The organism is Paenibacillus sp. ACRRX (assembly GCF_022346885.1).
GTDB lineage: Bacteria > Bacillota > Bacilli > Paenibacillales > Paenibacillaceae > Paenibacillus_B.
Genome location: NZ_JAKRNK010000002.1, coordinates 990,889 through 1,005,252, shown reverse-complemented (window position 1 = coordinate 1,005,252; position 14,364 = coordinate 990,889). Strand labels below are relative to the sequence as shown.

General features: G+C 46.4%; 16 protein-coding genes. All 16 read left to right on the top strand.

Going from position 1 to position 14,364, the window contains the following annotated elements; all coding sequences use genetic code 11:
• The 16 genes from murG to MH117_RS10140 all read left to right on the top strand — a co-directional run bounded on the left by murG (position 1) and on the right by MH117_RS10140 (position 13,965).
• The gene (gene murG / locus MH117_RS10215; RefSeq protein ID WP_239328533.1) at positions 1 to 1,107 is read left to right on the top strand and encodes an undecaprenyldiphospho-muramoylpentapeptide beta-N-acetylglucosaminyltransferase; all 1,107 of its coding nucleotides are present in this window, start codon (positions 1 to 3) and stop codon (positions 1,105 to 1,107) included.
• Positions 1,108 to 1,545: 438 nt separating this feature from the next.
• Positions 1,546 to 1,758, top strand: a complete 213-nt coding sequence (locus MH117_RS10210; protein ID WP_275444566.1) for a UDP-N-acetylmuramate dehydrogenase — start codon at positions 1,546 to 1,548, stop codon at positions 1,756 to 1,758.
• A gap of 93 nt (positions 1,759 to 1,851) precedes the next feature.
• A complete protein-coding gene (murA, locus tag MH117_RS10205) occupies positions 1,852 to 3,135 on the top strand; it encodes a UDP-N-acetylglucosamine 1-carboxyvinyltransferase (protein ID WP_239328532.1) in 1,284 nt (427 codons plus the stop codon).
• Between the two features lie 63 nt (positions 3,136 to 3,198).
• Complete coding sequence (locus MH117_RS10200) at positions 3,199 to 3,984, top strand: cell division protein FtsQ/DivIB (RefSeq protein ID WP_239328531.1); 786 nt, start codon at positions 3,199 to 3,201, stop codon at positions 3,982 to 3,984.
• 239 nt (positions 3,985 to 4,223) lie between these two features.
• Complete coding sequence (gene ftsA / locus MH117_RS10195) at positions 4,224 to 5,468, top strand: cell division protein FtsA (RefSeq protein WP_239328530.1); 1,245 nt, start codon at positions 4,224 to 4,226, stop codon at positions 5,466 to 5,468.
• A 67-nt stretch (positions 5,469 to 5,535) separates the two neighbouring features.
• Complete coding sequence (gene ftsZ / locus MH117_RS10190) at positions 5,536 to 6,666, top strand: cell division protein FtsZ (RefSeq protein ID WP_239328529.1); 1,131 nt, start codon at positions 5,536 to 5,538, stop codon at positions 6,664 to 6,666.
• Positions 6,667 to 6,898: 232 nt separating this feature from the next.
• On the top strand, positions 6,899 to 7,882 hold the full coding sequence (locus MH117_RS10185; protein WP_239328528.1) for a sigma-E processing peptidase SpoIIGA: 984 nt from the start codon (positions 6,899 to 6,901) through the stop codon (positions 7,880 to 7,882).
• A 67-nt stretch (positions 7,883 to 7,949) separates the two neighbouring features.
• Entirely contained in the window at positions 7,950 to 8,672 is a 723-nt protein-coding gene (gene sigE / locus MH117_RS10180) for an RNA polymerase sporulation sigma factor SigE (RefSeq protein WP_239328527.1), read from the top strand.
• 220 nt (positions 8,673 to 8,892) lie between these two features.
• Positions 8,893 to 9,675, top strand: coding sequence for an RNA polymerase sporulation sigma factor SigG (gene sigG / locus MH117_RS10175; protein ID WP_028544982.1), 783 nt, complete (start codon positions 8,893 to 8,895; stop codon positions 9,673 to 9,675).
• A gap of 239 nt (positions 9,676 to 9,914) precedes the next feature.
• Entirely contained in the window at positions 9,915 to 10,208 is a 294-nt protein-coding gene (locus tag MH117_RS10170) for a YlmC/YmxH family sporulation protein (protein WP_239328720.1), read from the top strand.
• A 61-nt stretch (positions 10,209 to 10,269) separates the two neighbouring features.
• Complete coding sequence (gene pgeF, locus MH117_RS10165) at positions 10,270 to 11,130, top strand: peptidoglycan editing factor PgeF (protein WP_239328526.1); 861 nt, start codon at positions 10,270 to 10,272, stop codon at positions 11,128 to 11,130.
• Positions 11,127 to 11,810, top strand: a complete 684-nt coding sequence (locus MH117_RS10160) for a YggS family pyridoxal phosphate-dependent enzyme (RefSeq protein ID WP_239328719.1) — start codon at positions 11,127 to 11,129, stop codon at positions 11,808 to 11,810. Before pgeF ends, MH117_RS10160 begins: the two co-directional genes overlap by 4 nt.
• A gap of 1 nt (position 11,811) precedes the next feature.
• Entirely contained in the window at positions 11,812 to 12,270 is a 459-nt protein-coding gene (locus MH117_RS10155; protein WP_028544986.1) for a cell division protein SepF, read from the top strand.
• Positions 12,271 to 12,286: 16 nt separating this feature from the next.
• Positions 12,287 to 12,556, top strand: a complete 270-nt coding sequence (locus MH117_RS10150) for a YggT family protein (RefSeq protein ID WP_239328718.1) — start codon at positions 12,287 to 12,289, stop codon at positions 12,554 to 12,556.
• A gap of 19 nt (positions 12,557 to 12,575) precedes the next feature.
• Positions 12,576 to 13,361 carry a YlmH family RNA-binding protein gene (locus MH117_RS10145; RefSeq protein ID WP_239328525.1) on the top strand — a complete coding sequence of 262 codons (786 nt, stop codon included), beginning with the start codon at positions 12,576 to 12,578 and terminating at the stop codon, positions 13,359 to 13,361.
• 121 nt (positions 13,362 to 13,482) lie between these two features.
• A complete protein-coding gene (locus MH117_RS10140) occupies positions 13,483 to 13,965 on the top strand; it encodes a DivIVA domain-containing protein (RefSeq protein WP_028544989.1) in 483 nt (160 codons plus the stop codon).
• The last annotated feature ends 399 nt before the right edge of the window (positions 13,966 to 14,364 follow it).

Genomic DNA, 14,364 nt, shown 5'->3' with positions numbered 1-14,364 from the left:
ATGCGCGTCGTGCTTAGCGGCGGTGGCACGGGGGGACACATTTATCCTGCGCTGGCCATCGCACGGGAATGCGAGAAGCACTATCCCAGCTGCGCTTTTTTATATATTGGAACCGAACGCGGGCTTGAGAGCAAGCTCGTTCGTGAAGAGGGCATACCATTTGAATCTATAGAGATTACTGGTTTTCGTCGTAAATTGTCAGTGGAGAACGTTAAAACGGTGCTGCGTTTTTTAAAGGGTGTTAGCCGCGCCAAGCAGTTGCTAAGAGATTTTAAGCCTGATGTTGTAATCGGAACGGGTGGTTATGTTTGTGGACCGGTTGTATATGCCGCTGCCAAGTTAGGCATTCCGACGATCATTCATGAGCAAAATGTGATCCCGGGCCTGACTAACAAGTTTTTGAGCCGTTACGTAAATACGGTAGCTGTCAGCTTTGCAGAGTCAACACCATACTTTACCAAGGCTAAGCATGTACTGTTCAGCGGCAATCCTCGAGCGACTGCCGTAGTAGAGGCTAACCGTGAACGGGGCTTTGCATCGCTTGGGCTTCCGCAAGACAGTCCGATTGTGCTTGTAGTTGGAGGCAGTCGCGGGGCAAAAGCGATTAATGATGCGATGGTTCGAATGGTTCCGATGCTAAAACGGCTGCCAAACGTTCATTTCGTTTATGTAACAGGTCAGCATTATTATGAGCATACACGTAAAGAAGTGCTCAAGAGCAGTGATGGCGTTCGCAATCATCTGCACGTGCTGCCATACATCAGCAATATGCCTGAGGTGCTTGCAGCTACAACGCTTGCCATTAGCAGAGCAGGTGCATCATCGCTTGCTGAACTTACGGCGCTAGGAATACCGTCGATATTGATTCCGTCCCCCAATGTAACAAACAATCATCAAGAAGCAAACGCACGTTCGTTGGAGCAGGCTGGTGCTGCTGTGATGATGACGGAGAAGCAGTTGACAGCCGAGTTGCTGTTTGGCCAGATTGAACAATTGTTAAAGAACGATGGTCATCGGGAGACGATGCGGGATCGTTCAAGAGCGCTCGGACAGCCGGATGCGGCGATGCGAGTAGTATCAGAGATCGAACGCTTAGCGGGCAAGTAATATTTGCCCGCTTTTTGCTGTTCTCTTTTAGAATAGCAGCAAAGTATCTCTCTCAAAGCATTCATGCACTTTCACATCAACTTCCGATGATGTGGGCGTCTGTCACACAACCTAAGACACTGTCATAAGATACACTATAATCGTGACAATCTCCCATTGGCAGCAGCTTTGACGGTTATTTCGCCTTTTCTAAAATCGCTTCATTACACAGTTGGCAGGGGATAAATGCCGGATGTCATTCGACGATCTTGGGTACAGGGTATTGTGTTCCTGAGGCAGACTGTTTGTATGAGCGGAGTCAGAAGCAAAGACCGGTCCATAATTCGGGGAGATAACTCCTGACACGGTTGGCGGGGCCGTGTAGACGAATGAAGGCGCAAAGGGGAACGATGTGTCACGCCTATTTGAATCTGCTGAGATTGTACGGGAGACAGGAGATTGGTGATTTACAGCGTGGAGGAAATTCATTTTGCGTACCGTCATTCCATTTTGCATGATCAAAAGGCATCGTGGTGGAGGCGAGGTTCCGTCATGGAACTGGAGCATTGCAACGATATGGCTGTGGCAGGCGGCGCCGGAGTTTCCACGCAGCATCTCAATTTCATTGTAAACACCGGGCAAGCAACAGCGTCAACGTGCTCACCCTTATAGAACGCATACAACAGATAGTCCCGGAGGATTTCGGGGTGCAGTTGGTGCCCGAAGTATTGGCGGTGGGTGAGCGGTAATCTCGGAGGTGATACATTGGACAAATTGGTGATTGAGGGTGGGAAGCCTCTTTCGGGAACCATTCGTATCCATGGAGCGAAAAATGCCGCTTTACCGATTATGGCAGCTGCCATCTTAGCCGACGGTGTCGTTCAGCTTGATAATGTTCCTAAGTTGCTTGACATCGAGGTCATGCTGAACATTTTAAGGCGTCTTGGCTGCCGGGCGTCACATGACGGTCACACGGTCACTATCGACAATACAAGTGTACATTCATCTCATGTGCCTGAGGATCTGATGCGGCAAATGCGGTCCTCAATCTTCCTGATGGGTCCGCTGCTGGCACGATACAAAGAAGTACACATTTATCAGCCCGGTGGGTGTGCGATTGGAGAACGTAAGATTGATCTTCATCTTAGAGGTTTGCAGGCGCTAGGAGCTGCGCTTGTGCATGAGGGGAACCGAATCACATGCAAGGCAGAACAATTAATTGGAACGGAAGTTCATCTCGATTTTCCGAGTGTTGGCGCAACAGAAAATATTATGATGGCTGCTGTGTTGGCAGAAGGTACAACGGTATTAACGAATGCTGCGCGTGAACCTGAAATTGTTGATTTACAACGGTTTTTGAATGCAATGGGAGCGAACATAATTGGCGCAGGAACCGATACGATTACGATTGAGGGTGTGCGGGAACTCAATGGCTGCCGCTACGAGATTATTCCTGACCGGATCGTCGCCGGGACGTTGATGATTGCTGCTGCAGCAACAAGAGGAGCGGTAACGCTAACCAATGCCCATGCAGGTCATTTAACTGCTCTCATTCATATTCTGCGCAGAGCCGGGGTGCAGATTGCTACAAGTGATGGTATAATTAACGTGACTTGTTTTGGCCGACCTAAGGCTGTGGAACGCATCGTAACTTCGCCGTATCCTGCTTTTCCTACTGACCTCCAATCTCAATTGATGGTTCTGCTATCATTGGCCGACGGGGTTAGTGTGATGAAGGAGACGATATTCGAAGGACGGTTCAAGCATGTTGACGAGCTTGGCAGAATGGGCGCGGACATTCGCGTAGATCTGAGCAGCGCTTTTGTAAGAGGTGTTCCCCGTATGTACGGTACGACTGTGGAAGCGACTGATTTACGTGCTGGTGCAGCGCTTGTTATTGCGGGTCTGGCGTCGCAAGGCCATACAATTATTGAACAGGTGCATCATATTGATCGTGGTTATGACCACATTGAGAATATGTTTAGGAAGCTTGGCGCTAAGATTGAACGTTACACACCTGTTCCGAAGCTGGACTTTGCGAACGGCTGAAGTAAAGGTGAGAAATAGTGCTTGGTCCCCTCTTGCAAGAGGGGACTATTCACGAGAAAGGGTTTGGAGCGATTGCAAGCGAGAACGATTCCACGACTGCCTGACCAACCGAAGAAGAAGCGGAAAGGAACCAAGCTCATTTGGTTGCTCTTTATTTTATTTCTCGTGCTGCTTGGAGTTCTCTTCTTCCGATCTTCCATCAGTAAGATTACAGATGTACGGTTTATTGGCAACACATTAGTCAATTCAAGTGAATTAAGCGGAGTAAGCGGACTGCGTGTGGGTGAGCCTTTCTTTTTGATCTCGGAAAGTGCGATTACATCCCGGGTGCAGGAGCGCTACCCTTATATTAAAGGATTGCGGTTGGAGAAGCATTTTCCAGGCCAAATCGATGTGTATGTGCAAGAATATGAAACAGTTGCTTTTGAATTAACGTCGGACGGGCAGGTGATGGCCTCGCTGGAAAATGGTTCTGATGTGACACTGAAGCAGGAAAAGAAGCTTGTATTGGAGAAACCAGTACTTACGCAGTGGTCAGACAAGGGGGCGCTTGCAATCAAGGCTGACTTGTGCAAGAGGCTTGCGAATATTCCGAATGGCTTGCTAGCCGACATCTCGGAGATTCGATATGATCCTTCTGACTCCTATCAGGATCGAATCAAGATGTATACCCGATCAGGGTTTGAAGTGGTTACGACCGTCTCGATGCTTCCGGATAAGATTGCTTATCTGAGCGGGGTTGTAGAGACGCAGGAACCGGGTCGGATCACGATGCTGAACGCAGATTCATATATCTCATATACGAACCTGAACCAGGGCCAACAGGAAAAATCCGACGATTCAGAATAGGAAAAAAACTCTACTCAACAAACTGAAAAAATGCTAGAATAATAGTTATGGTATTTCTCGTTACAACCTGCTTTTTTCTTCAAGTTTTTTTAAAAAATGTCTGTCAGTGAATATTTCACTTGACTACATTCAAAAAAAATGTAGAAAAAAGAGGGAATGACTAAAGTTTGTTGAATACATACAAGGTGTCCGGGGGATACAAACATACCAATTTACTTGGAAGTGGGAGGTGCCACGGCTTGAGCAGCAATGACATCATTGTGAGTTTGGACATCGGTACATCCAAAGTGCGCGCTATCATCGGCGAAATAAACAACGGAACGCTGCAAATTATCGGCGTTGGTTCTGCTGAATCAGAAGGAATTCGCAAAGGTGCGATTGTAGATATTGACCAGACTGTGCAATCTATACGTAATGCGGTTGAACATGCTGAGCGCATGGTCGGTATTGAAATATCGGAAGTGTATGTTGGAATTACTGGTAACCATATTGGATTGCAAACAAGTCACGGCGTAGTGGCCGTATCTAATGAAGATCGTGAAATTGGCGAAGAGGACATCGTTCGTGTGCTGAAAGCAGCCGAAGTGATTGCTCTGCCGCCTGAACGTGAGATTATTGATGTAGTAGCGAAGCAATATGTCGTTGATGGGCTGCATGATATTCATGACCCTCGCGGCATGATTGGCGTTCGTCTGGAAGTGGATGCTACAATTATTACAGGTGCAAAGACAGCCATTCATAATCTGATGCGCTGTGTGGAGAAGGCTGGACTCCATGTGAAGGATCTCGTGCTGATGCCACTGTCTGGAGGTCAGCTTGCGTTGTCGAAGGACGAGAAGATGGTTGGTTCCGTTCTGGTTGATGTTGGAGCCGGAGCAACGACGATCTCTGTCTTCCAGGACGGCACGTTGACAGCTACCTCAACGCTTCCAATAGGAGGCGACTTCGTTACGAATGATATTGCGTACGGTCTGCGTACGATGTCAGATCAGGCGGAGAAGATCAAGCTGAAGTTTGGTTGTGCATGGATAGATGATGCCTCCGAAGATGCAGTGTTCAAAGTGACACGAATTGGGAGTAATGTGGAAAAAGAGTTCAATCAAGTGTTCTTGGCGAACGTTGTCGAACCACGTGTGCAAGAAATATTCCATCTCGTTAAAAATGAAGTGAAGCGCCTAGGTTTTAATGATTTGCCAGGCGGTTATATATTGTCGGGCGGAACGGTCTCGATGCCAGGAGTGCTGAGTGCCGCTCAAGCGGAACTACAGACTTCTGTTCGGATTGCCGTACCTGATTTTATAGGTGTTCGTGATCCAGGCTTTGTGAGCGGTGTTGGCGTGCTTCACCACGTGCTTCGCTCTGTACGTCCGCGTGGAGGCGGTGGTGCCAAGAAGACGGCTCCACGTAAAGTGACTCCTGCGGAAACATCAAGCAAACCTGGGTTTATTGAGCGGCTGAAAAATATGTTTAGTGAATTTATTTAATATGGAATGTTACGAAAGAAAGTGACCTCGCGCCATCCATGCACATTGAAGGGGAGATGGAGAACTCATGTTGGAATTTGAATTTGAGATGGAACAATTAGCCCAGATTAAAGTTATCGGGGTCGGCGGTGGCGGCAGCAATGCTGTTAACCGAATGATTGATAACGGCGTACAGGGTGTTGAATTTATTACAGTAAATACGGACGCGCAGGCGCTCCACTTCGCAAAGTCTGAGCATAAGCTGCAGATCGGGGACAAGCTTACGCGTGGGCTTGGTGCAGGTGCTAATCCGGACGTAGGGAAGAAAGCTGCTGAAGAATCCCGTGAAATGATCATGAACACGCTAAAAGGCGCTGACATGGTATTTGTTACTGCTGGTATGGGTGGCGGTACTGGAACGGGAGCTGCGCCTGTTATTGCTGAGATCGCACGTGAGTGTGGCGCATTGACAGTTGGTGTTGTCACGCGTCCCTTCACATTTGAAGGTCGCAAACGTCTTTCTCAAGCGGAATTGGGCATTGAGGCTCTTAAAGAGAAGGTAGATACCTTAATCGTAATTCCGAACGATCGATTGCTTGAAATCGTAGACAAGAAGACTCCGATGCTTGAAGCGTTCCGCGCAGCAGATGGCGTGCTGCGCCAAGCGGTTCAAGGCATCTCCGACCTAATCGCGGTGCCGGGCTTAATTAACTTGGACTTTGCTGACGTGAAGACCATTATGACAGAACGAGGCTCTGCATTGATGGGTATCGGCATAGCGACGGGTGAAGAACGTGCGTCTGAAGCAGCACGCAAAGCCATAATGAGTCCACTGCTTGAGACATCTATTGATGGAGCGCGAGGCGTCATCATGAATATTACTGGCGGCTCAAACTTATCGCTTTATGAAGTGAACGAGGCTGCTGAAATCGTGACCGCTGCGTCTGATCCAGAAGTAAATATGATCTTTGGTGCTATCATTGATGAGAACATGAAGGAAGATATAAAGGTAACAGTTATCGCGACGGGCTTCGAACATAAGCCTGCACCGCAGATTCCTTCCGTACGTCGTCCATCTGCAACTCACAGTACTACTGCGCAGGAGCCCCAGGATTCACGTACATCCACACTCCGTCCATTTGGCAATCAAGCCTCTTCGGACCAGTTGGATATACCAACTTTTTTACGTAATCGTCCACGCAACTCAAATAACGATTAATAGGTATTACATCTTAAGGGATGCCCTCAGTCTATTGACTGTGAGGGCATCCCTTTTTAGTATTTCATCGATGATAATACTTATCCCACATGTTATCGTTGACTCTCCTCGACAAAAAAAGTGACATTCCTCACCCAGTATTAGACAGACTTCGAAGCTTGCGATCATTATACTAGTCTTAATCTCAATGAACTCAATAGATACTGGCGGTTTAGTTAAAGGAGGGAGCGCATTGGCCGTCATTTATGCCGATCTTGTCTTTGGTTTAAACGCAGTACTTGACTGGACACTGCTTGCGATGTCGGCGCGCTTGAGGGGCCTTCGACCGTCAAAATGGCGAATGGCAAGCGCAGCAGCAATTGGAACGGTATATGCAGCTGTTCTATTTGTGCCAACAGTCCCTTTCCTCGTTACTATAGGGGGAAAGGTGCTTATATCTATATGTATGCTTATAGTGGCGTTTGGATTTCACCAACTTGGATTTTTCTTACGTAACTTGTTAGCTTTTTATTTTAGTGCGTTTGTTATAGCAGGTGGTGCATTTGGCATTCAGTACTTAATAAAGGATGCCACTTTGTGGTCCGTATTTGGAACGACAAGTACTGAGGCTGTGCATGAACAGCTGAAATTAGGTGCGGGAATGCTAGTATTCGGCCTTGCTGCTTCCTATGCGATCTATCGAATCGCTTGGCGTCAGCAGAAGGATCAGACTCAGATGAACAGCTTTATTGCAGACGTGGAGATCGGAATAGGCGATACGGTTAGAACGTGTCAAGGACTTATTGATACAGGAAATAGCTTAAAAGAGCCTATATCGGGTGCTCCTGTTGTGATTACTAACGCAAGCTTGTGGAACGGGGTACTCCCAGCAGAATGGCTTAAAGCTATTCAAGAAGGAGCGGTTTTGGATTGCTTTCACGCATATGACGCTGAATCTTCGGCCAATGGAACATGTCCGATTGATGAAGCTAAGCTGCGTATTCTGCCTTACCGTGGTGTCAATCAGGCAACACAGTGGATGCTAGGTTTTAAGCCTGATTATATAGTAGTTAAGCATGAAGGACTTATCTATAGGAGCCGACAAGTCATTATCGGGCTCGATAGTGGTCGTCTATCGCAAGATGAACAGTTCCAGGCGATTATACACCCGGAACTTATAGCAGCAGCACTGCAACAACCGGAAGCCTCTGTACCGGTATCTACGAAGGCATCTTAATAGGATAGTTGCGTAAGAGGCACTCCTATCATCATTATTTTATTTACGTTCATAGGGAGGAACGGCGATGCGGTTGAAATGGAAAATGTTTATACAGATACAAATGTACAGAATGCTTCTGCTATTAGGCCTTAAGCGTGCGGATGTGTATTATATTGGAGGAAGTGAAGCACTGCCACCACCTCTTACCCGGGAAGAGGAAGAGTATTTATTAGGCAAGCTTTCCTCAGGGGATACGGCAATACGGGCTATGCTGATAGAGCGAAATCTACGACTTGTCGTTTATATAGCACGTAAATTTGAAAATACAGGTATACACATAGAAGACTTGGTGTCGATTGGTGCTATCGGGCTGATCAAGGCTGTGAATACCTTTGACCCTGAGAAGAAAATTAAATTAGCCACTTATGCTTCACGCTGTATTGAAAATGAAATTCTGATGTACCTGCGGCGTAACAGCAAAACAAGAACAGAGGTCTCTTTTGACGAGCCGTTAAACATCGACTGGGATGGTAATGAATTGTTATTGTCTGATGTATTAGGTACGGAAAATGATACGATTTACAAAAACATTGAAGAGCAAGTTGATCGTAAGCTGCTGCACAAAGCACTAGATAAGTTAAGTGAACGCGAGCGTATGATAATGGAGCTGCGCTTTGGTTTATCAGACGGTGAAGAGAAGACCCAAAAGGACGTAGCCGATCTGCTTGGCATTTCCCAGTCTTACATATCCCGTCTTGAAAAGCGTATTATTAAGCGATTGCGCAAAGAATTTAATAAAATGGTGTAAAAGGCGGGCCCGAAGTCATTGTATAGATTTCGGGCCCTTTGTATGCAGAAATGACCTTAAATTTTTTTAAGAGAAGAAAAATGAAAATATCGTTGATGGGATGCGACTTTGAGCCCTGTAAAGCGAACTTGAGCATTCCATCTTGTTAACGGAACAGGAATAATTCGGGGGTCCAAGGAGATAATGTACATTAATGTTTCTCCTTGGGAGGTAATCACGAATGACCCGAAATAAAGTCGAAATTTGCGGTGTCGATACATCTAAGCTGCCCGTGCTCACGAACGCTGAAATGCGTGCATTGTTCGTGGCTCTACAGGAACGAAACGAACTTATAGCCCGAGAGAAGCTTGTAAACGGCAATTTACGGCTTGTGCTTAGCGTAATACAACGGTTTAACAACCGTGGTGAGTTTGTGGATGATTTGTTTCAAGTCGGCTGCATCGGTCTTATGAAGGCAATTGATAATTTTGATCTAGGGCAGAACGTTAAATTTTCAACTTATGCCGTACCGATGATTATCGGGGAGATCAGGCGTTATTTGCGGGATAACAATCCCATTCGGGTATCGCGCAGCTTGCGTGATATTGCTTATAAAGCGCTGCAGGTTCGGGACGCGTTAACGAATCAAAATTCACGTGAACCGACCATTCATGAGATTTCGGAAGCTCTAAATGTCCCAAAGGAAGACGTTGTGTTTGCTTTGGATGCGATACAGGATCCCGTGTCTTTATTTGAACCGATATATCACGATGGTGGCGACCCGATATTTGTTATGGATCAGATCAGTGATGACAAAAACAAAGACGTGTCATGGATTGAAGAGATCGCGCTTCGTGAAGCGATGCGCAAGTTGAATGAACGCGAGAAAATGATATTATCCATGCGCTTCTTTGAAGGTAAAACACAGATGGAGGTGGCAGACGAAATCGGAATATCACAGGCTCAGGTCTCGCGCCTCGAAAAATCAGCCATCAACCAGATGCAGAAGCATGTCCGAGTATAGGATGCCATGCGACAAGTGCAGCGGATTATGCCCCTGAAGTGGATTCCGTTATATATGCAAATGTAGAGGTGAGTACAAAAGGCGATCGCATCCCTGATAACTTAGGATGTAGATCGCCTTTTGTTGTGTATTGATGTATTTTAAAGCTGCAATTGTATCCTGTAAGCTTGTACGCTGCTCTTTTTTGCCTGATTCGTTCATATACTAGTTGAAAGATGGCAGAGGGTGTGATGAGCGCGATGAAAATATCTGACTTTCAAACAAAAGATGTTATCAATATCGTGGATGGCAAAAAGCTAGGCCAGATCAGTGATTTGGAGCTTGATCTGAAGCAGGGACGAATTGAGGCAATTGTAGTTCCTAACTACAGTAAGTTTCTTGGCTTGTTCGGTGGGGGGGCTGAGCTTATTATCCCATGGCGCCACATTGTCAAGATTGGTGCAGACGTCGTATTGGTGAAGATGGAAGAAGTGAAGCCGCCGCGGCTTGACGAGGCTGAACATGCAATCGCTCCTTATAAAGTCCAGCCATAACAGCCCTGTAGGTAGTTTTGGCTTCGCGGATTGTGGTAAACTGTACGTTGAGGTGAGGACAATGGAACCTTTTGAGCTCAAGCACTCCGAGCGCGGTGATTCGCCAACTGCATTGGAAATAACAAAATGGGTGCAAGAAATACCTGGTTTAACAGTTGGATTTACAACGAGAATCGGTGGCGTAAGTTCCGGCGGATATGATTCTTTGAACTGTGCCTTACATGTAGATGATCATAAGGAGACGGTCATAACGAACCGTCAACGGCTAGCTCAGGTGAGCGGCTTACCCTTCGAAACTTGGACATGCGCAGAACAAATTCATGGCAACCGTGTACATATAGTAACAGCGAATGATCGGGGCAAAGGTCGATGTGAACGTGAGGATGCGATTGCAAATGCAGACGCGCTGCTAACCGTCGAATCGGGGTTGTGGTTAACTTCGTTCTATGCAGATTGCGTCCCGCTGTTATTTGTGGATCCGGCAACACGTGTTGTCGGACTCGCTCATGCAGGGTGGAAGGGGACCGTTGAACAGATTGCGATTGCAACTGTGAACGCCATGATAGATCAATTTGGATGCAAGAAGGAACATATCCGAGCGGCGATAGGACCTTCTATAGGCAAGTGCTGTTATGAAGTGGACGAGCGGGTCATTCATCGCATTCGATCGTTGTATGAACAGTTGCAGCTTGATATAAGAGATGTACTGACACCTGTGTCTGATGGGCATGCCATGGTAGATCTACGGGAAATCAATCGACAATTGTTGATCAAAGCAGGAATTTTGACAACAAATATCGAATGTACTAATTGGTGTACTGGCTGTCGAACAGATCTGTTCTATTCACATCGAATGGAAGGCGGACAGACAGGACGTATGGCAAGTTGGATCGGTTGGCTGGAAGAAGGGATGACAATATGACGCTGCAGCACAGAATAGACAACGTAGAAGCACGGATTCAAGCCGCGTGTACACGAAGCGGAAGAAGCCGCGAAGACGTTCATGTGATCGCGGTGACCAAGTATGTATCGCTTGACGTGACTGGTGCAGCTATACAGGCTGGACTAACACATATTGGTGAGAACCGTTGGCAAGATGCCGAAGAGAAGTGGAATTCCTTTCACTCAGATGCGACGTGGCATTTTATCGGGTCGCTTCAATCAAAGAAAGCTAAGGATGTCGTTGGTAAGTTTCCGTACATCCATTCCTTAGATCGTGTGTCATTGGCGGAAGCAATCGAGAAGCGTGCGAGTTCACTCCAGACGAAGGTGCGCTGCTTTATTCAAGTGAATATTTCAGGTGAACAAACTAAGCAAGGGCTTGCTCCTGATGAAGTGAAGCCGTTTTTGGAGCAGTTGCGTGAGTACCCGCATATTGTGCCGTTTGGGTTTATGACAATGGCACCTTATGAGGCAGAGCCTGAAGATACGAGACCTGTGTTTCGCGGCTTGCGCCAATTGCGCGACGAGATCAATCACAATTTGTCGGAACCTATACAACATCTATCCATGGGGATGTCAAACGATTTCGAAGTAGCAATCGAAGAGGGAGCAACCTGGGTTCGACTCGGTTCCATCCTGGTGGGGAAAGAAGGGGAATAAGATGGGCGTAATGAACCGTTTTTTGAATTTTATCGGTATGCAGGAAGAAGAAGAATATACAGAGCGGGAGAAAGTAGCTTCTCATGATGATTATGAGCAGGAAGTTGAAGCGCCTGTATTTGATCAACATCGTAAATCTGCGAAGGGAGCTAATATTGTGAGTATACATTCACAAAAGGCTAGCAAAGTGGTACTTTATGAGCCTCGCTCTTACGATGAAGCGCAGGAAATTGCCGACCATCTTCGCTCCCGCCGCTCGGTTGTCATCAATCTACAACGTATTCGCAATGATCAAGCGCTGCGTATTATCGATTTTTTGAGCGGAACCGTGTATGCTTTAAGTGGTAACATTTCTAAGATCGGTAGTAATATTTTCTTATGTGTGCCTGAGCATATTGAAGTACAAGGTTCGATCACAGAAATGTTTTCCGAAGAGCTTGATTATAATCAAATGAGGTGAACTTAATTTGACTGGTTTGGAATATCAAATAATTAAGTATATAAATGTGTTGTTTGAGGTCTACTGGTGGCTAATTATTATTTATGTACTGATGTCATGGGTGCCGAATGTTCGGTCTAGTTTTATTGGGGAGACAATTGGTAAATTGGTAGAGCCTTACTTAGGGATATTCCGTCGCTTTATTCCGCCACTCGGTGGCATGATCGACATTTCACCGATTGTTGCGTTGTTTGTGCTTCGATTTGTAAATATGGGATTAATTACGGTTGTTACATCTATTTTGTAGCAGATGAAGGATAAAGCAGATGGGCAATGAACAATTAATGGTTCACTTTCATCCTGAAGAACGGGTATTTGTCGACAGAGTTCTAGAATGGATTGAGCGTGCCGCAGAACATCATGAAGTGCGACTTACAGATTTCATGGATCCGCGACAAATCTACATCGTGCAAACGTTGGCGAACCGTCATCCAGACGTTCATGTTCGGGTGGATGGCGGATATCCAGGTGCGGAGCGTCAACGGGCTTGTATTGCTCCTGATTATGTATATCTGGAAGCGGAGCCGATGAACATCCAGGTGTTAGACATTCAATCACCTGATCGCAAGTGGCTTGAGTTGGAGCACGGAGATTTTATGGGAGCGATACTCGGACTCGGCATTAAGCGGGACAAGATTGGAGACATCCATGTGGCGGACGATTGCTGTCATGTGCTTGTCACTGATGATATCTCCTCCTTTCTGGATACACATTTGCAGCAAGTGCACCGTGTGCCTGTATCAACAGGGATTGTGCCGCTCTCTAGTCTTCGACCTGTAGAAGTTACGCTTAAGCCGATGCAGCTGTCCGTCGCCTCGATGCGGCTGGATGGAATCGCAAGTGATGTTTACCGTCTTAGTCGAACCAAGATCGTCGTGCCTATCAAGGGTGGACGATGCAAGGTAAATTGGAGGGTCGAGGAAGATCCATCCGCACAGCTGAGATCAGGGGATGTCGTTTCTTTGAAAGGGTTTGGCAGATTCAAAGTGCTTGAGGAAGAGGGCGTGACGAAGAAAGGCCGTGTCCGTGTGACTGTCGGCGTATATGTATAGATGTATAGCCAGAACAGAAATAATTAGACTAAATAAAAGGCAGGAATAATGACAGTTCCTGTCGAATGATTGTAACCACTAACTGTTTTAGAGGGTTCGTAAATTTGAGGAGGTGCACACCATGCCTTTGACACCATTAGATATACATAATAAAGAGTTCGGGCGCAAGCTGCGTGGATACGATGAAGACGAAGTAAATGAATTTCTGGATCAGATCATTAAAGATTATGAAGCGATGATCCGTGAGAATAAGGAAATTCAGAATCATGCGCAGTCTTTGCAGGACAAGCTGAACCACTTTGCGAACTTGGAAGAAACGTTAAGTAAAACGATTATTGTTGCACAGGAAGCTGCTGATGAAGTGAGAGGAAATGCAAAGAAGGAAGCACAGCTTATCCTGAAAGAAGCAGAGAAAAATGCAGACCGTATTGTGAACGATGCCTTGTCGAAGTCACGTAAAATAGCGATGGAAGTAGACGAGCTGAAGAAACAGGCTTCTATATATCGAGCACGCTTCCGTACTTTAATAGAGGCGCAGCTTGAACTGCTAACTCAGGATGGCTGGGAAGCGCTTGAGCGGGCTGAAGTAAGAGAACCTTACTAAAGTCCATTTGTATGTGTATACCAGGACAGCGTTTGACTTTTTCTGCGAAACGCGTTATAAATAGTTATAATTTACGTGTGGCAGCATATGTTGCCTAGTTGTATATCGTAATTTCATGGACGGGAACGCACCTTAACGTACATGGTTCTACCAGAGAGTCGGATAAGCTGAGAACCGATGAACATGACGTAGAGGACATCATCCCCGAGATATTATGCTGAGAGCAGGCTATGTGCTTGGACCGTAAGCATAATCGGCTTCCGACCGTTATCCGGGCTGTTGAGTGCCGTTGATTGAATGAACAGAGGTCTCTCTTTTACTTGTATGTAATGAGACTTGTTCGTGATGATGATTGACGGAACAAGGGTGGTAACGCGAGCTAACCTCGTCCCTTTTTGG

Excerpts from the sequence above, each read along its gene's own strand:
- murG (WP_239328533.1), top strand. The coding sequence starts at position 1 with ATGCGCGTCGTGCTTAGCGGCGGTGGCACGGGGGGACACATTTATCCT.
- ftsZ (WP_239328529.1), top strand. The coding sequence starts at position 5,536 with ATGTTGGAATTTGAATTTGAGATGGAACAATTAGCCCAGATTAAAGTT.
- sigE (WP_239328527.1), top strand. The coding sequence starts at position 7,950 with ATGCGGTTGAAATGGAAAATGTTTATACAGATACAAATGTACAGAATG.
- sigG (WP_028544982.1), top strand. The coding sequence starts at position 8,893 with ATGACCCGAAATAAAGTCGAAATTTGCGGTGTCGATACATCTAAGCTG.
- MH117_RS10170 (WP_239328720.1), top strand. The coding sequence starts at position 9,915 with ATGAAAATATCTGACTTTCAAACAAAAGATGTTATCAATATCGTGGAT.
- pgeF (WP_239328526.1), top strand. The coding sequence starts at position 10,270 with ATGGAACCTTTTGAGCTCAAGCACTCCGAGCGCGGTGATTCGCCAACT.
- MH117_RS10160 (WP_239328719.1), top strand. The coding sequence starts at position 11,127 with ATGACGCTGCAGCACAGAATAGACAACGTAGAAGCACGGATTCAAGCC.
- MH117_RS10155 (WP_028544986.1), top strand. The coding sequence starts at position 11,812 with ATGGGCGTAATGAACCGTTTTTTGAATTTTATCGGTATGCAGGAAGAA.
- MH117_RS10145 (WP_239328525.1), top strand. The coding sequence starts at position 12,576 with ATGGGCAATGAACAATTAATGGTTCACTTTCATCCTGAAGAACGGGTA.
- MH117_RS10140 (WP_028544989.1), top strand. The coding sequence starts at position 13,483 with ATGCCTTTGACACCATTAGATATACATAATAAAGAGTTCGGGCGCAAG.